General features: G+C 64.5%; 20 protein-coding genes. 6 read left to right on the top strand and 14 right to left on the bottom strand.

Annotation, left to right across the window (positions count from 1 at the left end; genetic code table 11):
• A complete protein-coding gene (locus tag AB6802_RS02145; protein ID WP_371008347.1) occupies positions 1-1,407 on the top strand; it encodes an NAD(P)(+) transhydrogenase (Re/Si-specific) subunit beta in 1,407 nt (468 codons plus the stop codon).
• Positions 1,408-1,495: 88 nt separating this feature from the next.
• On the opposite strand, the gene AB6802_RS02140 is transcribed toward AB6802_RS02145, so the two are convergent.
• From AB6802_RS02140 to AB6802_RS02130, 3 genes are all read right to left on the bottom strand, one after another.
• The gene (locus AB6802_RS02140; protein ID WP_371008346.1) at positions 1,496-2,410 is read right to left on the bottom strand and encodes a hypothetical protein; all 915 of its coding nucleotides are present in this window, start codon (positions 2,408-2,410) and stop codon (positions 1,496-1,498) included.
• A gap of 227 nt (positions 2,411-2,637) precedes the next feature.
• Entirely contained in the window at positions 2,638-5,109 is a 2,472-nt protein-coding gene (gene gyrB, locus AB6802_RS02135; RefSeq protein ID WP_371008345.1) for a DNA topoisomerase (ATP-hydrolyzing) subunit B, read from the bottom strand.
• 237 nt (positions 5,110-5,346) lie between these two features.
• The gene (locus tag AB6802_RS02130; RefSeq protein ID WP_371008344.1) at positions 5,347-5,925 is read right to left on the bottom strand and encodes an NADPH-dependent FMN reductase; all 579 of its coding nucleotides are present in this window, start codon (positions 5,923-5,925) and stop codon (positions 5,347-5,349) included.
• A gap of 204 nt (positions 5,926-6,129) precedes the next feature.
• Here AB6802_RS02130 and AB6802_RS02125 point away from each other — a divergent pair, with 204 nt between their 5' ends.
• On the top strand, positions 6,130-7,500 hold the full coding sequence (locus tag AB6802_RS02125; protein WP_371008343.1) for a cytochrome P450: 1,371 nt from the start codon (positions 6,130-6,132) through the stop codon (positions 7,498-7,500).
• Positions 7,501-7,510: 10 nt separating this feature from the next.
• Here AB6802_RS02125 and AB6802_RS02120 read toward each other — a convergent pair whose 3' ends face one another.
• The 7 genes from AB6802_RS02120 to AB6802_RS02090 form a co-directional block, all read right to left on the bottom strand.
• Positions 7,511-8,494, bottom strand: coding sequence for a complex I NDUFA9 subunit family protein (locus tag AB6802_RS02120; RefSeq protein ID WP_371008342.1), 984 nt, complete (start codon positions 8,492-8,494; stop codon positions 7,511-7,513).
• A gap of 117 nt (positions 8,495-8,611) precedes the next feature.
• Complete coding sequence (locus tag AB6802_RS02115) at positions 8,612-9,064, bottom strand: DoxX family protein (protein WP_371008341.1); 453 nt, start codon at positions 9,062-9,064, stop codon at positions 8,612-8,614.
• 369 nt (positions 9,065-9,433) lie between these two features.
• On the bottom strand, positions 9,434-10,435 hold the full coding sequence (locus AB6802_RS02110) for an Ldh family oxidoreductase (RefSeq protein ID WP_371008340.1): 1,002 nt from the start codon (positions 10,433-10,435) through the stop codon (positions 9,434-9,436).
• 149 nt (positions 10,436-10,584) lie between these two features.
• The gene (locus AB6802_RS02105) at positions 10,585-11,394 is read right to left on the bottom strand and encodes an ABC transporter permease (RefSeq protein WP_371008339.1); all 810 of its coding nucleotides are present in this window, start codon (positions 11,392-11,394) and stop codon (positions 10,585-10,587) included.
• Positions 11,394-12,104, bottom strand: coding sequence for an ABC transporter permease (locus tag AB6802_RS02100; protein ID WP_371008338.1), 711 nt, complete (start codon positions 12,102-12,104; stop codon positions 11,394-11,396). The genes AB6802_RS02105 and AB6802_RS02100 overlap by 1 nt, the downstream gene beginning before the upstream one ends.
• A gap of 147 nt (positions 12,105-12,251) precedes the next feature.
• Positions 12,252-13,055, bottom strand: coding sequence for a transporter substrate-binding domain-containing protein (locus AB6802_RS02095; RefSeq protein ID WP_371008337.1), 804 nt, complete (start codon positions 13,053-13,055; stop codon positions 12,252-12,254).
• Between the two features lie 56 nt (positions 13,056-13,111).
• Positions 13,112-13,927 carry an ABC transporter ATP-binding protein gene (locus tag AB6802_RS02090; protein WP_371008336.1) on the bottom strand — a complete coding sequence of 272 codons (816 nt, stop codon included), beginning with the start codon at positions 13,925-13,927 and terminating at the stop codon, positions 13,112-13,114.
• Between the two features lie 214 nt (positions 13,928-14,141).
• On the opposite strand from AB6802_RS02090, the gene AB6802_RS02085 reads away from it, so the two are divergent.
• The 4 genes from AB6802_RS02085 to AB6802_RS02070 all read left to right on the top strand — a co-directional run bounded on the left by AB6802_RS02085 (position 14,142) and on the right by AB6802_RS02070 (position 18,261).
• Complete coding sequence (locus AB6802_RS02085) at positions 14,142-15,014, top strand: dimethylarginine dimethylaminohydrolase family protein (RefSeq protein WP_371008335.1); 873 nt, start codon at positions 14,142-14,144, stop codon at positions 15,012-15,014.
• The gene (locus AB6802_RS02080) at positions 14,984-15,661 is read left to right on the top strand and encodes a TetR family transcriptional regulator C-terminal domain-containing protein (protein WP_371008334.1); all 678 of its coding nucleotides are present in this window, start codon (positions 14,984-14,986) and stop codon (positions 15,659-15,661) included. The genes AB6802_RS02085 and AB6802_RS02080 overlap by 31 nt, the downstream gene beginning before the upstream one ends.
• A gap of 94 nt (positions 15,662-15,755) precedes the next feature.
• Entirely contained in the window at positions 15,756-17,336 is a 1,581-nt protein-coding gene (locus AB6802_RS02075) for a 5-guanidino-2-oxopentanoate decarboxylase (protein ID WP_371008333.1), read from the top strand.
• Between the two features lie 217 nt (positions 17,337-17,553).
• On the top strand, positions 17,554-18,261 hold the full coding sequence (locus AB6802_RS02070) for an SDR family NAD(P)-dependent oxidoreductase (RefSeq protein WP_371008332.1): 708 nt from the start codon (positions 17,554-17,556) through the stop codon (positions 18,259-18,261).
• A gap of 46 nt (positions 18,262-18,307) precedes the next feature.
• Here the strand turns inward: AB6802_RS02070 and AB6802_RS02065 are convergent, their stop codons facing one another.
• From AB6802_RS02065 to aroA, 4 genes are all read right to left on the bottom strand, one after another.
• Positions 18,308-20,167 (bottom strand): hypothetical protein, encoded by a 1,860-nt coding sequence (locus AB6802_RS02065; RefSeq protein ID WP_371008331.1) that lies wholly within the window; start codon positions 20,165-20,167, stop codon positions 18,308-18,310.
• Between the two features lie 113 nt (positions 20,168-20,280).
• A complete protein-coding gene (gene rpsA, locus AB6802_RS02060) occupies positions 20,281-21,978 on the bottom strand; it encodes a 30S ribosomal protein S1 (protein ID WP_371008330.1) in 1,698 nt (565 codons plus the stop codon).
• A gap of 200 nt (positions 21,979-22,178) precedes the next feature.
• Positions 22,179-22,829, bottom strand: coding sequence for a (d)CMP kinase (gene cmk / locus AB6802_RS02055; protein ID WP_371008329.1), 651 nt, complete (start codon positions 22,827-22,829; stop codon positions 22,179-22,181).
• A gap of 245 nt (positions 22,830-23,074) precedes the next feature.
• Positions 23,075-24,433, bottom strand: coding sequence for a 3-phosphoshikimate 1-carboxyvinyltransferase (gene aroA / locus AB6802_RS02050; RefSeq protein ID WP_371008328.1), 1,359 nt, complete (start codon positions 24,431-24,433; stop codon positions 23,075-23,077).
• Positions 24,434-24,512: the final 79 nt, after the last annotated feature.

The following is a 24,512-nucleotide window of genomic DNA, read 5'->3' as shown; positions in this document are numbered from 1 at the left end:
GTGAGCGTCAATCTGGCTTCCTTCCTCTATCTCGTCTCCGGCATCCTGTTCATCCTGGCGCTGCGCGGACTGTCGCATCCGACCACCAGCCGCCGGGGCAATCTCTTCGGCATGATCGGCATGGGTATCGCCATTGCCACCACGCTGGCGCTGGCCTTGCCCTTGGCTCCCTCGATCGGCCGTTTTGGCTTGATCGTGCTTGGTCTCGCCATCGGCGGCGGCATCGGCGCCGTCACCGCGCGCCGCATCGCCATGACCTCGATGCCGCAACTGGTCGCCGCTTTCCACTCTCTCGTCGGCTTTGCCGCCGTGATGGTGGCGGCCGCCGCCATGTATGCGCCGGAAAGCTTCAGGATCGGCACGGCGGGCGACATCCACGCCGAGGCCCTGATCGAGATGAGCCTGGGCGTGGCCATCGGCGCCATCACCTTCACCGGTTCGGTCATCGCCTTCCTGAAGCTCGACGGCCGCATGTCCGGCAAGCCGATCATGATCGCCGGCCGCCATCTCATCAACATCGCGCTTGGCGTCGCCCTGGTGGTGCTGATCGTGCTCCTGGTCACCACCGAAGCGAAGTTCGTCTTCTGGCTGATCGTGCTGGCCTCGCTGGCGCTCGGCGTGCTTCTGATCATTCCGATCGGCGGTGCCGACATGCCGGTCGTGGTCTCGATGCTGAACTCCTATTCCGGCTGGGCGGCGGCGGCGCTGGGCTTCACGCTCGGCAATCTGGCGCTGATCATCACCGGCGCGCTGGTCGGCTCTTCAGGCGCGATCCTGTCCTACATCATGTGCAAGGGCATGAATCGAAGCTTCATCTCGGTCATCCTTGGCGGGTTCGGCGGCGAGACGGCGGCTGCGGCCGACGACGGCATCGAGCGCACCGTCAAGCAGGGCTCGGCCGAGGACGCCGCCTATCTGATGATGAATGCGCAGAAAGTCATCATCGTGCCGGGCTACGGCATGGCGGTCGCCCAGGCGCAGCATGCGCTGCGCGAAATGGCCGACAAGCTCAAGGCCAACGGTGTCGACGTCAAATACGCCATCCACCCCGTCGCCGGCCGTATGCCCGGCCACATGAATGTGCTGCTCGCGGAGGCCAACGTGCCCTACGACGAGGTGTTCGAGCTCGAGGACATCAACTCCGAATTCGCGCAGGCCGACGTCGCCTATGTCATCGGCGCCAACGACGTCACCAACCCGTCCGCGCGCGACGACAAGTCCTCGCCGATCTACGGCATGCCGATCCTCGACGTCGACAAGGCGCGCACCTGTCTGTTCGTCAAACGCTCGCTCGGCTCCGGCTATGCCGGCATCGACAACACGCTGTTCTACAAGGACGGCACCATGATGCTGCTCGGCGACGCCAAGAAGATGACCGAGGAAATCGTCAAGGCTTTCGATCACTGATCAGCCGATTGGTGCAAATTCCTCGGCCCGTAAATAGAACGAGCCCGGCTTGTGAAAGCCGGGCTCGTTTCAATTTGCTTCATATCGTTCAGCGCGTTGTCAGGTAGGCGGTTTCCTCATCGTCGCGCTGCCTGCCGCCGAGAGCGGCTGCCGCACTGGCGATGAAGGCGCCGATGACCAGCGACAGGGCGCCGAGCAGGGCAAAGGTCGCGCTGCCTTTCCTGGCGGTATCGGCAGCCTGCTTTGCCTTGACCTTGGCGTCCTCGATCTTGGCCACCATGGCATCGACACGGGCCTTGGCGTCCGCCGCGGACAGACCTGTACGGGCGGCGACCAATTGCGACAGATAAGCTTTGTCATCGGCCGAAATCTCGCCCGCCGAAGCACCGGCGATCAAGATGCGAGTGGCTTGGCCAACGGCAGCCGCATCGCCATCAGAGCCTGTCGCCGCCACCTTGGTCGGATCGGCCGGCCTGAACAGCGAATCCACCAAATAGGAAGTGGCATTGCTGGTCGCTCCGCCGCCTGCATTGGCCGACGCTCCGGCCGACGCACCCGTGGCTGCGCCCGACGCCACGTTGGACACCGCTTGCACGCCTGAACCAAGCGCTGCCGACAGCGCCGAGCCAAGCACGCCGACGACAAGCAGCGTCGCCAGCGCCCAGGCGAGGAAGCCATGCGCGGTGTCACGGAAATAGACCTCGTCGGTGTGGATGCCGACCCATTTGGTGCGCAAGCGTCCGGCAAGGTAGCCGCCGACGCCGGAAGACAGCCATTGCACGATGATGAGCCAGATGGCGGTCGACACCGCGAAGGTGGTGACCGAAGCGCCCGAGCCCGACCATGGCGAGACCATGCTCAGCCCAAGCCCGGAGCCGAGCAGCATGAGGATGAAGGTCAGCGTCGAGGCGGCGAAGGCGCCGGCGATGATCGGACCCCAGCTGACGGCGGTGGCGGATGATTCCGTTGAAGCGGATACGTCGGCAGCCGACACGATTGTCATGGACACCCCCTACCGTGCGAACAGCATGATGAGGATGATGATCGGGATCGGAATACCGAGCAACCAGAGCAAAATGCCACGTCCCATGGAAGTCTCCTTGCAAGAAATTGTGATCGATGCTGTCACAATGTCTTGTGAAGGCTTCCGTTCCGGCCGGGTTACGAAATGATTTGCTGCAAAATCATGGAACCAACCGGCGCGACGCTGCACGCCGGCATGGCATCCGATCAAATATCCAGATTGGCGACCGACAGTGCGTTGTCCTGAATGAACTCGCGGCGTGGCTCGACCTCGTCGCCCATCAGGCGTGAAAACAGCGAGTCGGCATCGGTCGCGTCATTGACCTTGACCTGCAGCAGCGAGCGCACATTCGGGTCGAGCGTGGTTTCCCACAGCTGCTCGGCATTCATCTCGCCAAGGCCCTTGTAGCGCTGCATGGTCAACCCTTTGCGGCCGGTGGCGAATACCGCGTTGAGCAGCGCCAGCGGCCCCGCGATCGTCTCCGAGACCTCCTTGCGGCGCAGCACGGGCGGCTCGCCATAGATTTCGGCAAGGCGTGGTGCATAGCGGTCGAGCTGGCGCGCATCGGCCGAATTGATGAGCCCGGCATCGAGCTGGGCGAATTCCTTCACGCCGCGCACCGTGCGCTCGAAGACATAGCCGCCGACGCCTTCATTGGAGGTCGACAGGCGGCCGGTCCAGCCGCGCTCGGTCTCTTCGGCAATGATGTCGAGTCGCTTGGCGACGCGTTCGGCCATGGCGTTGGCGCGGCCTAGATCGTTCAGCACGTCGGCATTGAGCGCGCCGGCAATCGCCGCCTGCTCGACGACGCCGCGGTTGTAGCGCGTGTGCAGCCCGTTGACCAGTTGGCGCACGGCGAGTGCGTCGTCGATGGCGCTGCGCAGATCCTGGCCGGTTCGGACTTCGCCCGAACCGAGCGAAAGCGACGCTTCCTCCAGCCCCGAACCGATCAGGAATTCCTCGAAAGCGCTTTCATCCTTGATGTATTGCGAACTCTTGCCGCGCGTCACTTTGTAGAGCGGCGGCTGGGCGATGTAGAGATGGCCGCGCTCGATCAGCTCCGGCATCTGCCGGAAGAAGAAGGTGAGCAGCAGCGTGCGGATGTGGGCGCCGTCGACGTCGGCGTCCGTCATCAGGATGATCTTGTGGTAGCGCAGCTTGTCGGCGTTGAACTCGTCCTTGCCGATAGAGGTGCCGAGCGCGGTGATCAGCGTGCCGATCATGTCCGAGGACAGCATACGGTCGAAGCGGGCGCGCTCGACATTCAGGATCTTGCCGCGCAGCGGCAGGATCGCCTGGTTCTGGCGCGAGCGGCCGCCCTTGGCCGAGCCGCCGGCCGAGTCACCCTCGACGATGAAGATTTCGGACTTGGCCGGATCGCGCTCCTGGCAGTCGGCAAGCTTGCCGGGCAGCGAGGTGACGCCGAGCGAGCTCTTGCGGGTGATGTCGCGCGCCTTGCGGGCGGCTTCGCGCGCGGCAGCCGCCTGAATCACCTTCTCGACCACGACCTTGCCTTCGGCCGGATGCTCCTCGAGCCATGTGCCCAGCGCCTCGTTGACCAGGCTTTCCACCACTGGACGCACTTCGGACGAAACCAGCTTGTCCTTGGTCTGCGAGGAGAATTTCGGATCCGGAACCTTGACCGAGAGCACCGCGGTCAGGCCCTCGCGGCAGTCGTCGCCGGTCAGCGAGACCTTTTCCTTCTTGGTCTGTCCGGAGGACTCGCCATAGCCGGTGACCTGCCTGGTCAGCGCGGCGCGGAAACCGGCCAGATGCGTGCCGCCATCGCGCTGCGGGATGTTGTTGGTGAAGGCCAGCACATTCTCGTGGTAGCTGTCGTTCCACCACATCGCCACCTCGACGGTGATGCCGTCGCGCTCGGCGCGGATGGCGATCGGGTTCTCGATCAGCGGCTTCTTCACCCGGTCGAGATATTTGACGAACTCTTCCAGGCCGCCGTCATAGTGCAGCTCATGGCGTAGCACGTCGGCGTGGCGCGCGTCGGTCAGGATGATACGCACGCCGGAATTGAGGAAGGCAAGCTCGCGCAGCCGGTGCTCCAGCGTGCCGAAGTCGAACTCGACCATGGTGAAGGTCTCGGCCGACGGAAAGAAGGTGATCTCCGAGCCGCTGCGGCCCTCATTGGTGCCGGGCTGCTTGTTCTGAACGTAGCTGCCGGTGATCTTCAGCGGTGCATCGGCATTGCCATGCGTGAAGCTCATTTCGTGGATTTCGCCGTTGCGGCGGATCTTGAGCTTCAGCCATGCGGAAAGCGCGTTGACCACCGAGACGCCGACGCCGTGCAGGCCGCCAGAAACCTTGTAGGAGTTCTGGTCGAATTTGCCGCCGGCATGCAGCTGCGTCATGATCACTTCGGCCGCCGAAACACCCTCTGAGGGGTGGATATCGGTCGGAATGCCGCGGCCATTGTCGATCACGGTGACCGAACCATCGGGGTTGAGCGTCACCGAGACGAGGTCGGCGTGTCCCGCCAGCGCCTCGTCGATGGCGTTGTCCACCACCTCATAGACCATGTGATGCAGGCCCGAGCCGTCATCGGTATCGCCGATATACATGCCCGGCCGCTTGCGGACGGCATCCAACCCCTTCAAAACTTTGATGGAATCGGCGCCGTACTCGGCTTCCGCGCCATTGGCGCCTTCGATTTGGTCGCTCATGAATACCTGTCTGATTGATGCCGCTGATCCGGCGCGGGAAAGTGCCCCCGAATCGCGCCGTTTTGATGTCCTAGATATAGGCGCAAACGGCCGGTTTTCCAAGGTTTGCAGGCATTTTGCCGGCTTGGCGACAGGTGTTCTCCAGGCCGGGTGGAATTGCGCTCCGATGCGCGACGATCCAGACGCGAGGCCACGGCTATGCACAGCCCCGTGATAGCCGCCTTGCGGGGCTTTGCGTCAGCTGGACGCAGGCGCGCGCAGCCCCTTCAGAGCTTCGCTCCAGCGCGACAGTTCATCCAGCATGGTCTTGGCGCTGGCGGCCACCATGTCGCTGGCGGTAAACCCGCCCTCCTTGTCGAGCAGCGTCTGGTGCATCGGCAGCGCGACGCCCTCGGACAGCGGCATGACCCCGACCGAGGTCAGCAGCGGCTTGAGCGCCTGTGCCGCCCGCAGGCCGCCTGAAAGGCCGCCATAGCTCAAGATGCCTGCCGGCTTGTATTTCCATTCACGCGCCAGATAGTCGATTGCATTGACGATCGCCGGAGCCACGAAATAATTGTACTCCGGCGCAACGAACACAAACGCATCCGCCGCGTCGATGGCTTTCGACCAGGCCTTGGTATGGTCGTTTTGATAGTTGCCGAGCCTCGGATGATGCGGCTCGTCCAGAACCGGAAGCTGGAAGGCATGGATGTCGGTCAGGACAGGCTCGAACTTTCCGTGTTGGCGCGCGAATGCCTCCATCCACTTGCCGAAGACCGGTCCCACCCGGCCAGGCCGCGTGCTGCCGATAATGATGTTCAGTTGAGGCTTCAAGGCGGGCTCCTGCGCTAAGGTATCTGTTGGTGACTGCCACCTAGAACAAGGCGTCCCGATGAACAAGTCTGATCCGAGTGTTCGGGGATCACGACTGGATGAACACGCTGTCTCGGGTAGGCTAGCCGCCGGTTGCGCCGCAAGGCCACATGGACGCCTGCTTTGGCGGGCACTACATTCAGCGCTGTCAGCGGAGCATGCCATATGGACACCCAGCCTGCCCCTTTCGTGCCGCCGGCGCCCAAGCCGCGCACCACGCCGCCGTCGACGCTGGAGATGATGCGCATCGTCTACCGCAACCCGCTCGAATTGTGGGGCGAGCACACCTACAACGAACCCTGGATTTCGGCGAATGGCGTTGGCGGACATCTGATCGTCGCCAACGACCCGGGCCTCATCCGCCATGTGCTGATCGACAACGCCAAGAACTACAAGATGGCGACGGTGCGCCAGCTGATCCTGCGCCCGATCTTGCGCGACGGCCTGCTCACCGCCGAAGGCGAGGTGTGGAAGCGCTCGCGCAAGGCGATGGCGCCGGTGTTCACGCCGCGCCACATCTTCGGCTTCGCCAAGCCGATGCTGAAGCGCACGCAGGAATTCGTCAGCCGCTACGAGGCCGGCGGCATGACCGATGTCGCCCACGACATGACGTTGCTCACCTACGATATCCTGGCCGAGACGCTGTTTTCCGGCGAGATCGCCGGCGAGCCGGGCAGCTTCGCCAAGGAGATCGACCGGCTGTTCGAGACGATGGGCCGTGTCGATCCGCTCGACCTGTTGCGCGCGCCGGCATGGCTGCCGCGTCTCACCCGCATCCGCGGCCGCAAGACCATGGCCTATTTCCGCGACATCGTCGCCGGCACGGTCAGGATGCGCGAAGAGCGGATGAAGCGCGACCCCGATGGCGTGCCGCAGGATTTCCTGACGCTTCTGCTCAAGGCCGAAGGCCCGGACGGGCTGACGCGCCCGGAAGTCGAGGACAACATCATCACCTTCATCGGCGCCGGCCATGAGACGACCGCGCGGGCTCTCGGCTGGACCATCTACTGTCTCGCCGAAGCGCCGTGGGAGCGCGACCGGGTCGAGCATGAGATCGACGCGGTGCTGGCGCGCGAGCCTGATCCGACGAAATGGCTGGACGCCATGCCGTTCACCCGCGCCGCTTTCGAGGAGGCGCTCAGGCTCTACCCGCCGGCACCCTCGATCAACCGAGAGCCGATCGAGACGGAGACGTGGAACGATCTGGTGCTCCCCAAGCGCGCCGCCGTGCTGGTCATGCCCTGGGTCGTGCACCGCCACCGCAAGCTGTGGGACAGGCCGGACGCCTTCATGCCGGAGCGCTTCCACCCGCAAAACCGCGACAAGATCGATCGCTTCCAGTATCTGCCGTTCGGCGCCGGCCCGCGCGTCTGCATCGGCGCCAGCTTCGCCATGCAGGAAGCCATCATCGCGCTGGCGATCCTTTTGTCGCGCTTCCGTTTCGACGCGACGTCGCAGACCCGGCCATGGCCGGTGCAGAAGCTGACGACGCAGCCACAGGGCGGCCTGCCGATGCAGGTCTCACGCCGCATTTAGTCTAGGTGAATTACCGGTCGGCGACTGGCCGGCGCTGCTGGAACTGACCGGCGGCGCGGAAGCGCCACAGATAGCTGGGCAGGATCGTCGCCAGAGCCTGCGGCTGGATGCCAAGCCCTGCAAGCGTCCTGTTGGCCTTGGCGGCTTCGTCCGAGACGATGTTGTGCTCGCGCAGCTGCTCGACCTGGTCCCTGGTCAAAAGCGGGCTGGGCAGCAGCTGGAGGATCGAGGCCTGGATGTTCGCCATCCAGAACGGCACCGGCGCCAAAAGGCGACGGCGCTCGATGACCGTCAGCAGTTCCTGCATGCATTCCTTGAAGGTCAGCACCTGCGGACCGCCGAGTTCATAGACCTGGCCGCCCTTGATCTTGCCGTCGACCGAGCGCGCCACGGCCTCGGCGACGTCGCCGACATAGACCGGCTGGAATTTGTTCTGGCCGCCGCCGATCAGCGGCAGCACCGGCGAGTAGCGCGCCATGTTGGCGAAGCGGTTGAAGAAGCCGTCTTCCGGTCCGAAATTGATCGATGGCCGCAAGATGACGGCGTCGTTGATCGTCTCGAACACCGCCTTCTCGCCGGCGGCCTTGGTGCGGGCATAGTCCGACGGCGAATTCGCGTCGGCGCCAAGTGCCGAGATGTGGGTCAGACCAGCGCCGACCGAGCGGGCGGCCTCAGCAACGGCGCGGGCGCCGAACTCATGCACGGTGTTGAACTTCTGCCGGCCGGTCTCATGCAGGATGGCGACGAGGTTGACGACATGGTCGGCGCCTTGCACGGCGCGGTCGACTGACCAGCGCACGCGCACATTGGCCTGCACCGGCTGAATCTGGCCGACATTGCCAAGTGGCTGCAGATGGCCGGCAAGGTCGGGCCGCCGGCAGGCGACCCGGATGCGGTAGCCGCGCTTGGCGAGCGCGCGCACGACATGGCGACCGACGAAGCCCGAGCCGCCGAAGACGACGACGAGCTTGGGGGTCTGCAGGATTTCGGTCATGGACTGGCTCCGCGCGCGAGTGCTTGGCTGAAGCCGTTTCTTAATCCGTTTCTTGCCAAAGGCAAAGAGCGACCGGAGGTCGCTCGTCGCCTTGTTTTGCATCGACGGCGGATCCGCTCAGAACGCCTTGCCGATGCGCGCGTCGACCGACTGGCGGTTGCCGCCGCGGATGACGAAGAAAGCCAGGATCGCGGCCCACAGCAGCGACTTCTCAGCGCCTGAAAAGCCTTGGCCCATGGTCACCCAATGGAACCAGACGGTGACCAGAAGCACGATCAGGCCAGCCAAGGCGGCGGGGCGGGTGAACAGGCCGATGGCGATCAGGATGCCGCCGAAGAACTCGGTGAAGGCCAGCAGCGGCGACCAGAAGACGCCAGGATAGAAGCCTAGCCCTTCGACCATTTCGGTGGCGCCGAACGGATCGACGATCTTCTGCGAGCCATGGATGGCCAGGAAGACGCCGGCAACGGCGCGCAACAGGGTTTCGCCGATGTCGTGGAGTGCCGAATAGAGGCGGCCGAGCGCCGGGACGATCAGGCGGGAACGGCGAGGGTCGGTGGTCGCGAGCATAGTCTCTCCTTCTTGGTGACGATCTCGCAAACGCCCGACGGTTCCGGGCGAGTCAAGTTAACAAAAGTTAACCTTTCTCATCATGTTTTATGGTCGCGGATGTGAATGCAGAAAACCCCGCCGAAGCGGGGTTTTCCGGGCAGTGCCAACACCGAAACAAGGCTCACGAGGCAGCCTGACCTGAGACGGTATCAAGGCGGCGTGAAGCAAGCACGCCCACCTCGGCCCTGAACGCACGGCGCGGCCCGCCAGCCGCGAGCCGAACGAAGCCAACCAAGCGGCTCGCAGTGTGGGTGCCGAGAATGGGTCGTTTCAGAGCCGAAAAAGGTTCAAAGCATGAAGCAAGAAAGCGCGTTCTCGAAAGTTGTTTCAGGCCGAGTAGCGCTCGGCGAACTCGGAGATGCGCTGCACGACGGCCTTGGACGCGGTGATGCCGCGCGCCTTGGCCTTCTCGGCGGCCTCGGCCCGCGAGCGTCCAGGGATATGCACGCCGTAGCGCCGCCGCAGACGCTCGAGCTGCTCTTTCATGCGCAGTTCGAAATCCGGGTCGAGCAATTTCGGCTCGATCGCCAGGACGAAAAGGCCGGTGCCAGGGCTGTCCGGCCCACCGGTGAACCAGGGCGCGTCGAGCGACCAGTTGGCGCCGGAAATGCCGGCAGCCAGCACCTCGACCATCAGCGCGATGTTGGCGCCGCGCTGGCCGCCGAAGGCAAGCATCGCGCCTTTCATCGCCGCCGCCGGGTCGGTGGTCGCATTGCCGTTGGCATCCAGCGCCCAGCCTTCGGGAATTTTCTTGCCGTCCTCGGCCGCCTTGCGGATGTTGACGAAGGCGGTGGCGCTTGACGACTGGTCGATGACCAGAGGCGGACCGTCGGCGGCAGGCGCCGCAAAGGACATCGGGTTGGTGCAATAGACCGGCTTGATCGAGCCGGAGCCGGCAAGCACGGCCGGGCCGTTGGTGGCGGCGAAGGAGACCAGCCCCTGTTCGGCCAGGCGCCCGGTGAAATAGCCGAGCGCGCCGCAGGTATAGGCGTTCTTCTGCGAGAAGATCGACACACCGAACAGCTTCGCCGCCTTGGCCAGATCCTCGATCGAGCGGTCGAAACCGGTATGGGCAAGCCCGCCACGGGCGTCCGACAGATAGACGGCGAGCGCCGGCCTTGTGATCACCGGCTCGGCATTGCCATCGATGCGGCCGGCTTCGAACGCTTCGAGATAGTCGATGAAATGCGACAGGCCGACGGTCGACAGGCCTTCCGCTTCCGCGGCGATGATCGAGGCGGTCAGCGACTGCGCCGCTTCCTCATTGGCGCCGGCGCCGAGCGCCGCCATCCGGCATAGGCCTGTCGCCTGGTCGAGACTGAGTTGCATCATGGCTGTCCTAGGGGAGTAGGGGAATAAGGGAGTAGGGGGAAATTGTGGTGGCAATAGCGAATACGGATTGAAATGTGAATGAGGGTAACGAGTGCCTACTCCCCTACTCCCCTACTCCCCTACTCCCCTACTCCCCTACTCCCCTGTTACCCGATCTTGACCGGAATCCGCGCCTCGATCCGGCTGAAGACGAGAACCAGGATGCCGGTGATCGTCATATAGATCAGCGCCAGCAGCAGCAGGGGTTCGTAGGTCAGGTAGGTGTCCTGGCGCACCTTGGACGAGACGGCGAAGATGTCGATGACGCTAATCGTCGCCACCAGCGGCGTCGATTTCAGCTGCAGCACGGTCTCGCCGGTGAGCGTCGGCAGCGCCCTGTAGAAGGCCTGCGGCAGCCAGATGCGGCGAAAAATCTTCCAGCGGCTCATGCCGAAGGCCCGCGCCGCCTCGAGCTGGCCGCGCGGCACGCCGGCGAAGGCGCCGCGCATCACTTCGCCCTCATAGCCGGCGAAGGACAAGGTCAACGCCAGCACGCCATACGGCCACGCCTGCCGCAGATAAGGCCATATCCAGGATTCGCGGATCCACGGATATTGCGGAAACAGCGAGCCCAGCCCGTAATAGAGCAGCCACAGCTGCAGGAGCAGCGGCGTCCCGCGGATGATGGTGCAGAAGACCTTGGCCGGTATGGCGAACCAGAACGGGCCGCCGGCCTGGGCAAGCCCGAGCGGCACGGCAAGTGTGAAGCCCAGCGCGCAGGTGACGGCCAGGATCCAGAGCGCCCGCCACAGGCCCATCAGGCCCATTTCCCAATATTGCGGCAGCCAGTCCCAGCGCATGAAGAAAGCCGCGCAAAAGACCAGCGCCAGTGCGATCAGGATCAGCACGATGCGGTGCGGTTGAAGCCACAGCGAGGCGCGCGCGACGACGTTGATTACGGCAACCTCTCCAGCCATCAGCGTGCCTCCTTGACCGAGGGCATGCCGCGCCGCGACCACGTTTCGACGCGGCCGATGATCAGGTTGGAAAACAGCGACAAAGCGAGATAGAGAGCGCCTGCCGCGAGGTAGAACAGAAGATAAGCCTTGGTGACGCCAGCGGCCTGCCGTGTCGCCAGCGTCAGCTCGAAGAAGCCGACGACGGCAAGCAGCGCGGTGTCCTTCGTGGCGATCAGCCACAGATTGGCGAGGCCCGGTATGGCGAAGGGCAGCATCGACGGCAGCGTGATGCGCCGAAGCATCAGGCCGGGCGACATGCCATAGGCGCGGGCGGCCTCGATCTGGCCCTGCGGGATGGCGAGGATGGCGCCGCGGATCACTTCGGTCGAATAGGCGCCCTGGACGAAACCCAGCACGAAAATGCCGGCGGCCAGGCCGCTGATATCGACGCGCTGGTAGCCTATCGCCGTCAGCACCTGGTTGATGAGGTCGGTGCCGGCGTAATAGAGCAGCAGGATCAGCACCAGCTCCGGCACCGCGCGCACAACCGTGGTGTAGACTGCGAGCAGGTCGCGCGTCACCGGGCCGCCATAGAGCTTGCCGAAGGCGCCGCCGACGCCGATCAGCAGGCCAAGACACGTGGCGCCGATGGCGATCTCGATCGAATGCAGCAGCCCGACCAGCAGCGTGCCGCCCCAGCCGGGCGCCACGGGCGACAGGAGTTCCATGATGCCGGCTGCGGAGGCCGGAAGAAAGGCGTCGATCAGCTTCGCCCCCGAATTGCTGGCAGACCGCTTGGCTCAGCGGCAAGCGTGCGTAGGAAGGTTAGGGCATGGCGCGGAGCGCCATGCCCTTGCGCATTTTTGCGAAAAGCCTCAGTTCGACTGCGCGCCGCCGCCGCCATAGATATCGAAATCGAAGTACTTCTTCGAGATCTCGTCATATTTGCCGTTGGCGCGGATCGCCTTGATGCCGGCGTTGATCTTGCCCTTCAGCTCGGTGTCTTCCTTGCGCACGCCGGCGCCGACGCCCGGTCCAAGCACCTCGTCGTCCGGAGCCACCATGCCTTTCAGGTCGCAGCAGGCCTTGCCCTGGTCGGACTTGAGGAATTCGCCAAGCGCGATCGAATCGGCCTGCACCGCGTCGAGGCGGCCGGCGGCAAGATCGTTGTTGGCTTCGTCCTGGGTCTGGTATTCCTTGATCTCGGACGCCGTGGCGCCGAAATGCTTCTTGGCGTAGACGGCGTGCACGGTCGATACCTGGACGCCGACCACCTTGCCCTTGAGATCGTCCGGCGTGGCGCCGAACTTCTGGTCTTTCGGCCCGATGATGGCGGTCGGGGTGTTGTAGTACTTGTCCGAGAAGTCGATCGTCTTCTCGCGTTCGGCGGTGATCGACATCGAAGAGACGATCAGGTCGATCTTCTTCGTCGTCAGCGCCGGGATGATGCCGTCCCAGGCGACCGGCGTGATCACGCAGTCGAGCTTTTCCTCGGCGCAGACGGCGTCGATGAAGTCGATTTCCCAGCCCACCCATTTGCCCGAAGCATCGGGCGAGGTGAACGGCGGATAGGGCTCGGCGGCGACGCCGATCTTGACCTGGTCGGCCTTGGCTATGCCGCCCATCGCGGCAACGCCGATCAGCAGCGCCGCGGCGAATGTCTTGAGAACAGTCTTCATGTCAGAACTCCCAGTTTGTTGTTGTTCCCGGTTCTTCGCTCCGCTTGATGCCGGCCCTAGCCGACATTGCGGAGGAATTGCTTGAGCCTTTCGGATTTCGGCGCGCCGAACAATTGCTCCGGCGGGCCTTCCTCCTCGACCAGCCCGTTGTAGAGGTAGACGACATGGGTCGCGACCTCGCGGGCAAACTTCATTTCATGCGTCACCAGCACCATGGTGCGCCCCTCGCGCGCCAGGTCGCCGATCACTTTCAGCACCTCGCCGACCAGCTCAGGATCGAGCGCCGAAGTCGGTTCGTCGAACAGCATGACGCGCGGGTTGATCGCCAGCGCGCGGGCGATCGCCGCGCGCTGCTGCTGTCCGCCGGACAGATAGGCCGGGTAGACGTCACGCTTTTCGGCAAGGCCGACACGGGCGAGCAGCTTCTCGGCCTCCTTGATCGCGACGTCGCGCTTGACGCCGAGAACATGCACCGGAACCTCGATGACGTTCTCGATCAGCGTCATGTGGCTCCACAAATTGAAATTCTGGAACACCATGCCGAGCTTGGAGCGGATGCGTTCGATCTGCCGGCGGTCGGCGGGCACGGTGTGGCCGTGACTGTCGGCCTTGAGCTTGATCTCCTCGCCATTGACCCGGATGATGCCGCTGGTCGGATTTTCCAGGCAGTTGATGCAGCGCAGAAGCGTCGACTTGCCGGAACCAGAGCCGCCGATGATGGCGATCACTTCGCCGTCGCGCGCCGACAGCGACACGCCCTTCAGCACATGCAGCAGGCCGAATTTCTTGTGCAGGTTCTCGACATGGATGGCTTCGGCGGCGCCGTCCTGCGCCTCGCCGGATGAGACTGAGGCAGCTCCTACCGCGCTCAACGGGTGACCTCTATGTGATCGACGCCAGGTCGTCGAAAGGCTATCCGGCTAATCAACATACGCTGTACTGTCCCGCTCCAGACTTCAGCATGGACCCGACAGCGCGAGCCCGTCAATCCCGCTCATTACGGCACTTGCGGGCTTGTTATGCAAGTGTATAAATAGCCTTCCATGAAATTTTCTTCATTTTTTTCAGCTTAAAAAAAGGGCATCGATGAGCGCTTTCGGAGCACAATCCATGGCGGCGCCGCTGCGACGCGTGCTGATGCGTTCGGCGGCCAACGCCATGCGCGACGCCGACAGAGCAGCCTGGCACTATGGCCCGGGGTTCAACCCGGTGAAAGCTGCCTCGCAGCATGCGGCCCTCGCCGAGCTCGTAGCGGCTTCCGGCGCCGAAATCGAATGGATCGAGGACAACGCAGACGGACTTTCGGATTCGGTTTTCACGCACGACCCGTCGCTGATGACCGACCGCGGCGCGCTGATCCTGTCCATGGGCAAGCCATTGCGCGCCAAGGAGCCCTCGCTGCATGAGGAGACCTACAAGAGACTGGGCATTCCGATCCTCGGCCGTGTCGAGGCTCCCGGCCAGGTCGAAGGCGGTGATTGCGTATGGCTGGACGCCCGCACGCTGGTCATCGGGCGCGGTGTCCGCTCCAACCAGGAAGGCATCCAGCAGGTGTCGAACCTGCTGACGCCGCTGGGCATTTCCGTCTACGGCTTCGATTTGCCGTTGTGGCAGGGCGAAGAGGCGTGCCTGCACCTGATGTCGGTGATCAGTCCGCTGGCCGACGATCTCGCCCTGGTCTATTCGCCGCTTCTGCCGGCCGCCTTCTATCAGATGCTGAAGGCGCGCGGCATCCGGCTGGTCGAAGGCGACCCGCAAGAGTTCGCCGCTTCCAACGGCCTCAGCCTGAACGTGCTGCCGACCAGCCCGCACAAGGTCATTGCCGTTGCGGGCTTCCCCAGGACCAAGGCCGCGATGGAAGCAGCCGGCTGCACGGTCGAAATATTTGAGGCCGATGCGCTGTGCATTGCCTGTGAAGGCGGGCCGACATGCCTGACGCGGCCGATCCTGCGCCAATGAATGCGCCGCCCCGCCGCAGGTTCCGTCGCGAGGGCGAGGAGCGGCGGCGGCAGGATTTGATCGAGGCGACCCTGGACAGCGTTGCTGAACACGGTTTGCAGGGTGCTACCTTGCGCACCATCGCACTGCGCGCCGGCGTCACCGCCGGGCTGATCAGGCACTATTTCCCCGGCAAGGAAGAATTGCTGCAGGAAGCCTATGCATGGCTGATGGGCCGCATGACCGAGCAGGCGAAAGCGGCGTTGGTCATGGAAGATGCCTCGCCACGCCAGCGCCTCGCGGCCTTCGTCACCGCCAACCTCAACGCGCCGATCATCGACCAACGGGTGTTTTCGCTCTGGGCAACCTTCATCGGTCGCGCCGGTGCGGATCCGAGCCTGGCTCGCGCCCACCGCGAAGGCTACCTTGGCTTTCGCAACGAGGTGGAGGCCGTTGTGGCCGAGGTGCTCGCCGCCGAGCGGAGGAAGCCGGCCGCAAGCCAGCTGCGCCACCATGCCATTGCGATCAACGCGATTATCGACGGGCTCTGGGTGGAAGGCTGCCTGGCCGGCGAGATGTTCGCGCCTGGCGAATTGGCGACGATCGGCATCAAGACTATCGAGGCCGAACTCGGCCTCGCGCCGCTGGAGCAATTCCAGGAAAAGTGAGAAGCGGTTTCCGTCCGGAATTGCCTTGAAAACAAAGAGATAGAGCGGGCCGTCGTTCCGTTGAACAGGGATCGGCTCGAAAGGGAGAAGACCAATGACAACGCTCGGCGAAGCGCTCATCACCTTGTTGGAGGCGCATGGCGTCGACACCGTCTTCGGTATTCCGGGCGTTCACACGGTCGAGCTCTATCGCGGCCTGGCGCGCTCGAAGATCCGCCACGTCACGCCGCGCCACGAGCAGGGCGCCGGCTTCATGGCCGATGGCTATGCCCGCACCAGCGGCCGGCCGGGCGTGGCTTTCGTCATCACCGGGCCGGGCCTCACCAACACCATCACCGCCATGGGCCAGGCGCGCGCCGATTCGGTGCCGATGCTGGTGATCTCCGGCGTCAACGCCACCGATACGCTCGGCAAAGGGCTCGGCTTCCTGCACGAACTGCCCGACCAGCGCGGCATGATGGAGAAGGTGGCGTTGTTCTCCGAGCGCGTCACCGAGGCCCATGAGTTGCCGGGAGCCCTCGCCCGCGCCTTCGCGCTGTTCTCGTCCGCACGGCCGGGCCCGGTGCACATCGAGATCCCCACCGATGTGATGGTGAAGCCTGCCGACGGGCTTGCGCCAACGCTCAGCAATGTCGCGCCGCCGGTACCGGATCGGGCGGTGATTGCTGAAGCCGCAAAGTTGATCGAGGTCGCTCGCCGCCCGCTGATCCTTGCCGGCGGGGGTGCCAAGAAGGCCAACGCCGCGCTCGGCCGGTTGGCCGAGACGCTCGGCGCACCGGTTGTCGAGACCACCAATGCTCGTGGGCTGATGCATGGCCATCGGCTTTGCGTGCCGGCGAGCCCGAGTCTCAAGGCGGTGCGCGCGCTGATGGCGGACGCCGATCTGGTGATTGCCGCCGGCACCGAGTTCGGACCCACCGACTATGACGGTTATGGCGACGGCGGTTTCGTGCTGCCGAAGAACCTGATCCGCATCGACATCGGCGCCGACCAACTGGCGCGTCGCCTGGTCACGGTCGGCATCCAGGCCGATTGCGCCGAGGCGATTGAAGCCTTGCTCGCTGCGATCGGGCCCGGTCACGCGGCGGCAAAGGATGGCGTGGCCCGCGCGGCAGCGGCGCGAGACGCCGCGCGGGCCGAGCTGAAGCCTGAATATCTGGCGCAGGTGCGCGCGGTGGAGACGATCCGCGACGCTTTGCCGGGCGCAATCATCGTCGGCGATTCCACCCAGCCGATCTACGCCGCCAATCTCTATTACGACCACGATCGGCCCGGCGGCTGGTTCAATGCCGCGACCGGCTTCGGCGCGCTGGGCTACGGTCCGCCGGCCGCCATCGGCGCGGCACTCGCCGTGCCGGAGGCGCCGGTCGTGTGTCTCACCGGCGACGGCGGCTTCCAGTTCACCTTGCCGGAAATCGGCGCGGCGCTCGATGCCGAAGCGCCGGTGATCTTCGTCGTCTGGAACAATCGCGGCTATCGCGAGATCGAAACCTCGATGCTCGATGTCGGCGTCGAGCCGGTCGGCGTCTCGCCGGCGCCGCCGGATTTCTGCAAGCTCGCCGAGGCCTATGGCATCGCGGCCGAACGGCTGACCGGCGTTGACGGCCTGGCCATGGCGCTGAAGCGCGCCCGCGCGGCCGGCAAGCCCCGCGTCATCGAAATCACCGTCGACTGATTTGCCGTGTCCACGAAGTCGTCGACCAGCAGGTCGCGCTGGGCGGCTTCGTCCCAGCGGGCCTTGGCGGCCGCTGGTTAGCTGGCTCATGCATGCAAAGACGTGACGGCTGCCATGCCGAGATAGCGGTTGAGTGATCGCGCGAAAGGGGCGACGCTTCGCGTCGGCGCGGGTTAACAAGCGACATAATCATAAAAGACGACAGGAGCGGTCAAGGATGACGGAAACACTAGAGGGCAGGCATATCGTTGTAACCGGCGGAACCGGCGCGCTTGGTGGCGCGGTGGTTGGCCGGTTGCTCGAACAGGGCGCGATCTGCCACGTGCCCAATGCCCATGCTGCTGCCCCGCCGCATTTCCCTTTTGCGGCCCACGCCAGTGTCCACCTGGCGCATAATGTCGACCTGTCGGACTCCGCCAAGGTCGAGGCTTTTTATCACCAGGTACCCGAGCTCTGGGCGTCGATCCACCTGGCCGGCGGCTTCACCATGGCGCCGATCGAAAAGATCGAGTCGGCGTCCTTCGCCGAAATGATGGAGACCAACGCCCGCACCGCCTTCCTATGCAGCCGCGCCGCTGTGCGCTCCATGCTGGAGTCCAATACGGCCGGCCGCATCGTCAATGTCACGGCGCGGGCGGCGCTGGAGCCGCGCAAAGGTTCCGGCATGGTCGCTTATGCCGCGTCAAAGGCTGCGGTCGCGGCCATGACGGTGGCCATGGCCGAAGAGCTGAAGGGCAAAGGCATACTGGTCAATGCCGTGGCGCCCTCGACGCTCGACACGCCGGCCAACCGCGCCGACATGCCCGACGCGGATTTCGCTAAATGGGTCAGCCTCGAAGCCGCCGCCGAGGCAATCGCCTATCTCGCTTCGCCGGCCAACCAGGCGATGAGCGGCACGCTGGTGCCGCTGTACGGCCGGGCCTGAGTTTCCACGGGCCGGCGAGCGCTGGCTCGTGCCGTCGCCTCGCTGTTCATGACCGGACCTGAGCCGGTGAAACCGGGCAGCCGGCATCCGATCCGTCGGCATTGCGGTAGGCGTAGATCCGCAGCGGCGACGAAGCATCGGTGGGACACTCCCGCAACCATGGCGGCGGCCTGCCTTCGATCAGCATTGCGGCGAAGGGGTAGAGGGCCTCCAGCTTCGGCAAAGGCGGGTCCCGCCAGGCGCAAAGCGCGACATGCGTCGCCTTGGACTGATCGAGATAGGCGCGCGGATCGGCGGTGGCGGGATCAAGAAACCGGTAGCTTCGCTCGATACCTTGTGCTGAGCGATGATTGCCGATCGTCACAACCTTGGGACCCTCGGGGAGGGTGACGAAATGGCCTCCTACCAGAGGCGGCGCCAGCACGACTGCGCCTGCCGGCCAGCTTTGCCCGGATTGAAAATGGCTGAGGTCGCAACTGTCCGCCAACTCGCCAGCGGGAATGGCTTCCTGGGGCGGCCGCACCGACAAATTATACAGCACCATTGTCGTAGACAAAGCCAGGCCGGGCAGGATCAACGCATATTTTCGCGATACCACCGGCGCATTGGGCGTCAATAATCGTGCCAGCCTCGAACCTGCCGGCAGGAAACTCGTGATCACCAGCGCCAAGCCGATGCTGGTGAAAACCGCAGTGTAGCGGAAATAGCGCATATAGCCGATGCCGAGGACCAGCGCGAGAATCGAGAACAGGGCAAGGACGACACGCGGCCGTGTTCTGCTGCGCGGATCGAGGCAGATCACGGCCGGCGCCAACGCCCCGACGAATACCAACACCACGCCGGGTAAACCCAACGACAGAAGATGCCGGTAGCGAGGCAAGCTCTGCTCCTGAAGGATCCGGTTGATCATGTTGTCGCGGACATAGGCGTCCAGCGCGGTATAAGGCCCGTGCAGGCATTGCGGGAACAACAGCACGAGCGCCGCAAGGCTGGCGGTCGCGAACGCCAGCAGGAGTGCCGCGCGCATTGTCCATCCGCCGCGCCGGCCGGCAAGCAGGGGCGCGACCGCAAACGAAAGCCCGGCGGCAACCAGCACCGTCACATGCGGCGCCGAATAGATGTCGCACTTGGCCATGAAATAGGCTGAAGGCGGCTGCACGGCGGCAAGCATGCCGATCGCTCCGGCCGCCAGGCCGAGCCCGAAGCGGGTGATCCTGGCCGCATCGTCGTCGTGGCCGGCGATCCAGTCGAAGGCATAGATCGCCATGACCAGGGCGTAGAAAGGCGCGAACTCGGCGCTGATTGCAAATGCCAGCGCCGCCAGCAGTCCGTTGATGACGGGAGCGGCGCGGCTCTGCGACAAGAGCAGAACCAAGGCCGCCAGCAGAAGCAGTATCTGCAGATTGTGGTAGTCGATCCGCCCCGGCGCGTATTCGAAAAAGCTGCCCGTCGAGAAGATCAGCGCCAGCGGCAAGGCAGCCGCCGTCTTGCCGATATCCATTGCGGCCACCAGCCGGGTGTAGAAATAGAGCGCCGGCGCGAACAACAGCAGAGGCACGACGGCGCTTGCCGCCGTCAGGGCCGGCTCGACGCCCGCAAACGGCGCGAGCAGGCGCGCGAAGACGGCATAGGGCAGGTCCACGATCCCCGGCCAATGCGAGACATAGGGCTCAGGCTGGGCGATGCCGGGCAGCGTCCGGTCGAAGATATCCCCAGTGTGAAGCAAGGTGCGGACTTCGTGCAGCTTGATCAGGTCGTCCATGTCGCCGTTGAGCTGCAGGCCGAAGGACCGCAGCACGATCATGATGATGGCCATGCCGCAATAGCAGAACAACACAGGCGATCTGGCGTAAAGCCGCAGCGCCCGCGATGATGGCATGGCGGGACAATCGTCGCCGTTGCTCATGGAAAGCCCTTCCCTCGGGCTGCAGCGATACGCCAGAAAGCTTATATTGCCGTAAAGAAAAACCCCGCCGGAGCGATCCGGCGGGGTTTTTGTTCGGCACGTAGAGGGGCGGCTTAGCTGCCCTGCTTCTTCAGCGCGGCGCCCAGGATGTCGCCCAGCGAGGCGCCGGAGTCGGTCGAGCCGTACTGCGCGACTGCTTCCTTCTCTTCGGCGATTTCCAGCGCCTTGATCGAGACCTGCAGCTTGCGGGTCTTCTTGTCGAAGGCGATGACGCGGGCGTCGACCTTCTGGCCAACGGTGAAGCGCTCGGGGCGCTGCTCGTCGCGGTCACGCGAAAGGTCGGAGCGCTTGATGAAGGTCTCGAGGCCGCTGTCGACCAGCCGCACTTCCAGACCGCCCTCCTTGACGCCGATGACCTCGCAGGTGACGACGGCGTTCTTGCGCAGTTCGCCGCTGTTGGCTGCTTCGCCGACCGTATCCTTGGCCAGCTGCTTGATGCCGAGCGAGATGCGCTCCTTCTCGATGTCGACGTCGAGCACCTGCGCCTTGACCATGTCGCCGCGATTGTACTCTTCGATGACCTGCTCGCCCGGACGCGTCCAGTCGAGGTCGGAAAGGTGCACCATGCCGTCCACGTCGCCTTCCAGGCCGATGAACAGGCCGAACTCGGTCTTGTTCTTGACCTCGCCCTCGACCTGGCTGCCGACCGGATGGCTCGAGGCGAAAGCCTGCCACGGGTTCTCCAGCGTCTGCTTGAGGCCGAGCGAGATGCGGCGCTTGGCCGGATCGACCTCGAGCACCACCACGTCGACTTCCTGCGTCGTCGACAGGATCTTGCCGGGGTGCACGTTCTTCTTGGTCCACGACATTTCCGAAACGTGGATAAGGCCTTCGATGCCCGGCTCCAGCTCGACGAACGCGCCGTAGTCGGTGATGTTAGTGACGGTGCCGCGGATCTTCTTGCCGATCGGGAACTTGGTGCCGATATCCGACCACGGATCCGACTCGAGCTGCTTCATGCCGAGCGAGATGCGGTGGGTTTCCTGGTTGATGCGGATGATCTGCACCTTGACCGTCTGACCGATGTTGAGGATTTCGGTCGGATGGTTGACGCGGCGCCATGCCATGTCGGTGACATGCAGCAGGCCGTCGATGCCGCCGAGATCGACGAACGCACCATAGTCGGTGATGTTCTTGACCACGCCTTCGACAACCTGGCCCTCTTCGAGGTTCTGCACGATTTCCGAACGCTGTTCGGCGCGGCTCTCTTCGAGCACTGTGCGGCGCGAGACAACGATGTTGCCGCGGCGACGATCCATCTTGAGGATCTCGAAGGGCTGCGGGTTGTGCATCAGCGGAGTGACGTCGCGGATCGGGCGGATATCGACCTGGCTGCGCGGCAGGAACGCCACGGCGCCGTCGAGATCGACCGTGAAGCCGCCCTTGACCTGGTTGAAGATAACGCCTTCGACGCGCTCACCCTTGGTGAACTTCTCCTCGAGGCGGACCCAGCTCTCCTCGCGGCGAGCCTTCTCGCGCGACAGCATGGCCTCGCCAAGCGCGTTTTCGATGCGCTCGACATAGACTTCGACGGTGTCGCCGACCTTGAGGGTGGTTTCCTTGCCCTTGGCACCGAATTCCTTCAGCGGCACGCGGCCTTCGACCTTGAGGCCGACATCGATGATGGCCATGTCCTTTTCGATCGCGGTGATCGTGCCCCGGACAACCTGGCCTTCGCCGGAATGGCCGGCGGTAAATGATTCTTCGAGCATGCTCGCGAAATCGTCGCGAGACGGATTAGCTACTGACATTGTTTCTCCTGGAATGCTCCGCGCGCTGGCGAAGCGGGCGCCGTTGGTTAGCGTTGCGTGAGCCTGCCGGCGTTCCGGGCTGCTACAAAAGCCCTGGGCCGCTGTTTCTAGCGGCAAGTCCGGCGCATGAAGAATGCTGGCAGGCTGGTTCTTGCCCGATATGGGTATTTTCGGCGCCAACGGCAAACGAAACGCCCGGATCAGGCCTTGTTTCTCTTGGCCAGGACGTCGTCAACGATCGCCATGGCCGCCAGGAACGCGGCCTCTATAGCCATTTCGCTGGTATCAAGCAAGTGCGCGTCGCTCGCCGGCTTCAGCGGCGAGTCGGCGCGACCCATGTCGCGTTCGTCGCGGCGCTCGATATCGGCCAGGATCGTGGCGAAATCGGCGCTGCCGCCGATAGCCTCGATCTCGGCCAGCCGCCGCCTGGCGCGCACCTCCGCACTTGCAGTCACATAGAGCTTGATGTCGGCGTCGGGGCATACGACGGTGCCGATGTCGCGGCCGTCGAGCACAGCGCCCGGCGGCGCCTTGGCGAACGCCCGCTGCTTCTCGACCAGGATGCGCCGCACGGTCGGGATGACCGCGACTTTCGACGCGGCCTCGCCCACGGTATGCGCCGAAAGCACGGTGCGGTCGAGATTCGAGAGATCCACCTGGCGCGCCGCCGTTTCCGCCGCCGAGACATTGTCGAGCGGCAGGCCGAGCTCGAGCAACTTATGGGCCGTTGCGCGGTAGGTCAGGCCGGTGTCGAGCAGGTTGAGGCGGTAATGGTCGGCAAGCCGGCGGGCCAGCGTGCCCTTGCCGGCGCCTGCCGGGCCGTCGATGGCGATGGTGAAGGTGGTGGTCATGGGCGGGCCGCCTCGGCCGAACGGAGCAAGCGTCGCGTTCCTTCGCGCCCCCCTCTGTCCTGCCGGACATCTCCCCCATGAGGGGGGAGATTGGCGGTTTCGGCGCTCCGCTCAATCTTGCAACGTGGCCGATTGGCGAAAGCCGTGATGACAGCTGATCTCCCCCCTTGTGGGGGAGATGTCCGGCAGGACAGAGGGGGGCGCTGTCCCGCCGGCGTCTCATGTTGGCTCCAACCCATCGCCCGTCACCCAATCTCCGCGCCCAGTCCCGTCATCAGCCCCATGAATTCCGGAAAGCTCGTCGCGATCATGTTGGCATCGTCGATCGTCACCGGCTTTTCCGTCGCCAGGCCCATCACCAGGAAGCTCATGGCGATGCGGTGATCGAGATGCGTCTTCACTGCCGTGTCCTGGCCATTGGGATGGGCGCCCAACCCCTTGCCGCCTGGTCTGCCGCGAACGGCGAGCGAAGCCTCGCCCTCGGTGCAGTCGACGCCGTTGAGCTTCAGCCCGTTGGCGACGGCTGCCAGCCGGTCGGATTCCTTGACGCGCAGTTCCTCCAGGCCCTGCATCAGCGTTTCGCCCTCGGCAAAGCTCGCCGCGACCGCCAGCACCGGGTATTCATCGATCATCGACGGCGCCCGCTCCGGCGGCACCGCGACACCCTTCAACTCCGAATACCGCACGCGCAGGTCCGCGACGTCCTCGCCGCCGGCATTGCGCGGATTGAGGATGTCGATCCTGCCGCCCATTTCCTGCAACGTCAAAAGCAGGCCGGTGCGGGTTGGGTTCATCAGCACGTTCTCGATCGTGATGTCGGAACCGGGCACGATGAGCGCGGCGACCAGCGGGAAGCCCGCCGAAGAAGGGTCGCCGGGAACCGCGATCGTCTGTCCGGTAAGCTTGCCCTGGCCTTCGATGAAGATATGGCGCACGCCGCGCTCGTCGGTCTCGACCGTCAGGTTGGCGCCAAAGCCCTTCAGCATCTTTTCCGTATGGTCGCGCGTCATCACCGGCTCGACCACGGTGGTGATGCCGGGCGTGTTCAAGCCCGCAAGCAGCACGGCCGACTTCACCTGCGCGGACGCCATCGGCACACGATAGGTGATGGGTGCTGCATGTTTGGGGCCGCGCAGCGTGATCGGCATGCGGTCGCCGGGCGCTGCCTGCAACACCTGCACGCCCATCTGGCGCAGCGGCTCCAGCACGCGGCCCATCGGCCGTCCCGACAGCGAGGCGTCGCCGATGAAGGTCGTCTCCATGTCGTAGGTGCCGACCAGGCCCATGGTGAGCCTGGAGCCGGTGCCGGCATTGCCGAAGTCGAGCGGGCCTTCCGGTTGTAGAAGCGCGCCGTTGCCGGTGCCGCGGATCACCCATTCGGCGCCGTTCTTTTCGATATGCGCGCCCATCGCCTTCATGGCCGCGCCGGTGCGCATCACGTCTTCGCCCTCGAGCAGGCCGGTGATGCGGGTCTCGCCGGAGGCGAGACCGCCGAACATAAAGGAGCGATGCGAGATGGATTTGTCGCCCGGCACGCGAGCGACGCCGCTCAGCCCTTTCGACATGCGGGCCGTGGCCTGCTTAGGGGCGGCAGAGTGAGACATGGTCTTTTCCAAATGATAGTGCCGGCGGACCGGCTCGGTTCGTGATGTTGCGGCGGTTTCGTATCACGGCGAGCAATAA

The sequence above is a fragment of the Mesorhizobium sp. RCC_202 genome, from assembly GCF_041355295.1.
GTDB lineage: Bacteria > Pseudomonadota > Alphaproteobacteria > Rhizobiales > Rhizobiaceae > Mesorhizobium.
The sequence above is the reverse complement of the archived record's forward strand: the minus strand, read 5'-3'. Positions and strand labels throughout refer to the sequence as shown.

What these genes read in the sequence shown, in the direction of transcription:
- AB6802_RS02140 (WP_371008346.1), bottom strand. Translation starts at nt 2,410, where the DNA reads ATGACAATCGTGTCGGCTGCCGACGTATCCGCTTCAACGGAATCATCC.
- gyrB (WP_371008345.1), bottom strand. Translation starts at nt 5,109, where the DNA reads ATGAGCGACCAAATCGAAGGCGCCAATGGCGCGGAAGCCGAGTACGGC.
- AB6802_RS02125 (WP_371008343.1), top strand. Translation starts at nt 6,130, where the DNA reads ATGGACACCCAGCCTGCCCCTTTCGTGCCGCCGGCGCCCAAGCCGCGC.
- AB6802_RS02120 (WP_371008342.1), bottom strand. Translation starts at nt 8,494, where the DNA reads ATGACCGAAATCCTGCAGACCCCCAAGCTCGTCGTCGTCTTCGGCGGC.
- AB6802_RS02115 (WP_371008341.1), bottom strand. Translation starts at nt 9,064, where the DNA reads ATGCTCGCGACCACCGACCCTCGCCGTTCCCGCCTGATCGTCCCGGCG.
- AB6802_RS02110 (WP_371008340.1), bottom strand. Translation starts at nt 10,435, where the DNA reads ATGCAACTCAGTCTCGACCAGGCGACAGGCCTATGCCGGATGGCGGCG.
- AB6802_RS02105 (WP_371008339.1), bottom strand. Translation starts at nt 11,394, where the DNA reads ATGGCTGGAGAGGTTGCCGTAATCAACGTCGTCGCGCGCGCCTCGCTG.
- AB6802_RS02100 (WP_371008338.1), bottom strand. Translation starts at nt 12,104, where the DNA reads ATGGAACTCCTGTCGCCCGTGGCGCCCGGCTGGGGCGGCACGCTGCTG.
- AB6802_RS02095 (WP_371008337.1), bottom strand. Translation starts at nt 13,055, where the DNA reads ATGAAGACTGTTCTCAAGACATTCGCCGCGGCGCTGCTGATCGGCGTT.
- AB6802_RS02085 (WP_371008335.1), top strand. Translation starts at nt 14,142, where the DNA reads ATGAGCGCTTTCGGAGCACAATCCATGGCGGCGCCGCTGCGACGCGTG.
- AB6802_RS02080 (WP_371008334.1), top strand. Translation starts at nt 14,984, where the DNA reads ATGCCTGACGCGGCCGATCCTGCGCCAATGAATGCGCCGCCCCGCCGC.
- AB6802_RS02075 (WP_371008333.1), top strand. Translation starts at nt 15,756, where the DNA reads ATGACAACGCTCGGCGAAGCGCTCATCACCTTGTTGGAGGCGCATGGC.
- AB6802_RS02070 (WP_371008332.1), top strand. Translation starts at nt 17,554, where the DNA reads ATGACGGAAACACTAGAGGGCAGGCATATCGTTGTAACCGGCGGAACC.
- AB6802_RS02065 (WP_371008331.1), bottom strand. Translation starts at nt 20,167, where the DNA reads ATGAGCAACGGCGACGATTGTCCCGCCATGCCATCATCGCGGGCGCTG.
- rpsA (WP_371008330.1), bottom strand. Translation starts at nt 21,978, where the DNA reads ATGTCAGTAGCTAATCCGTCTCGCGACGATTTCGCGAGCATGCTCGAA.
- cmk (WP_371008329.1), bottom strand. Translation starts at nt 22,829, where the DNA reads ATGACCACCACCTTCACCATCGCCATCGACGGCCCGGCAGGCGCCGGC.
- aroA (WP_371008328.1), bottom strand. Translation starts at nt 24,433, where the DNA reads ATGTCTCACTCTGCCGCCCCTAAGCAGGCCACGGCCCGCATGTCGAAA.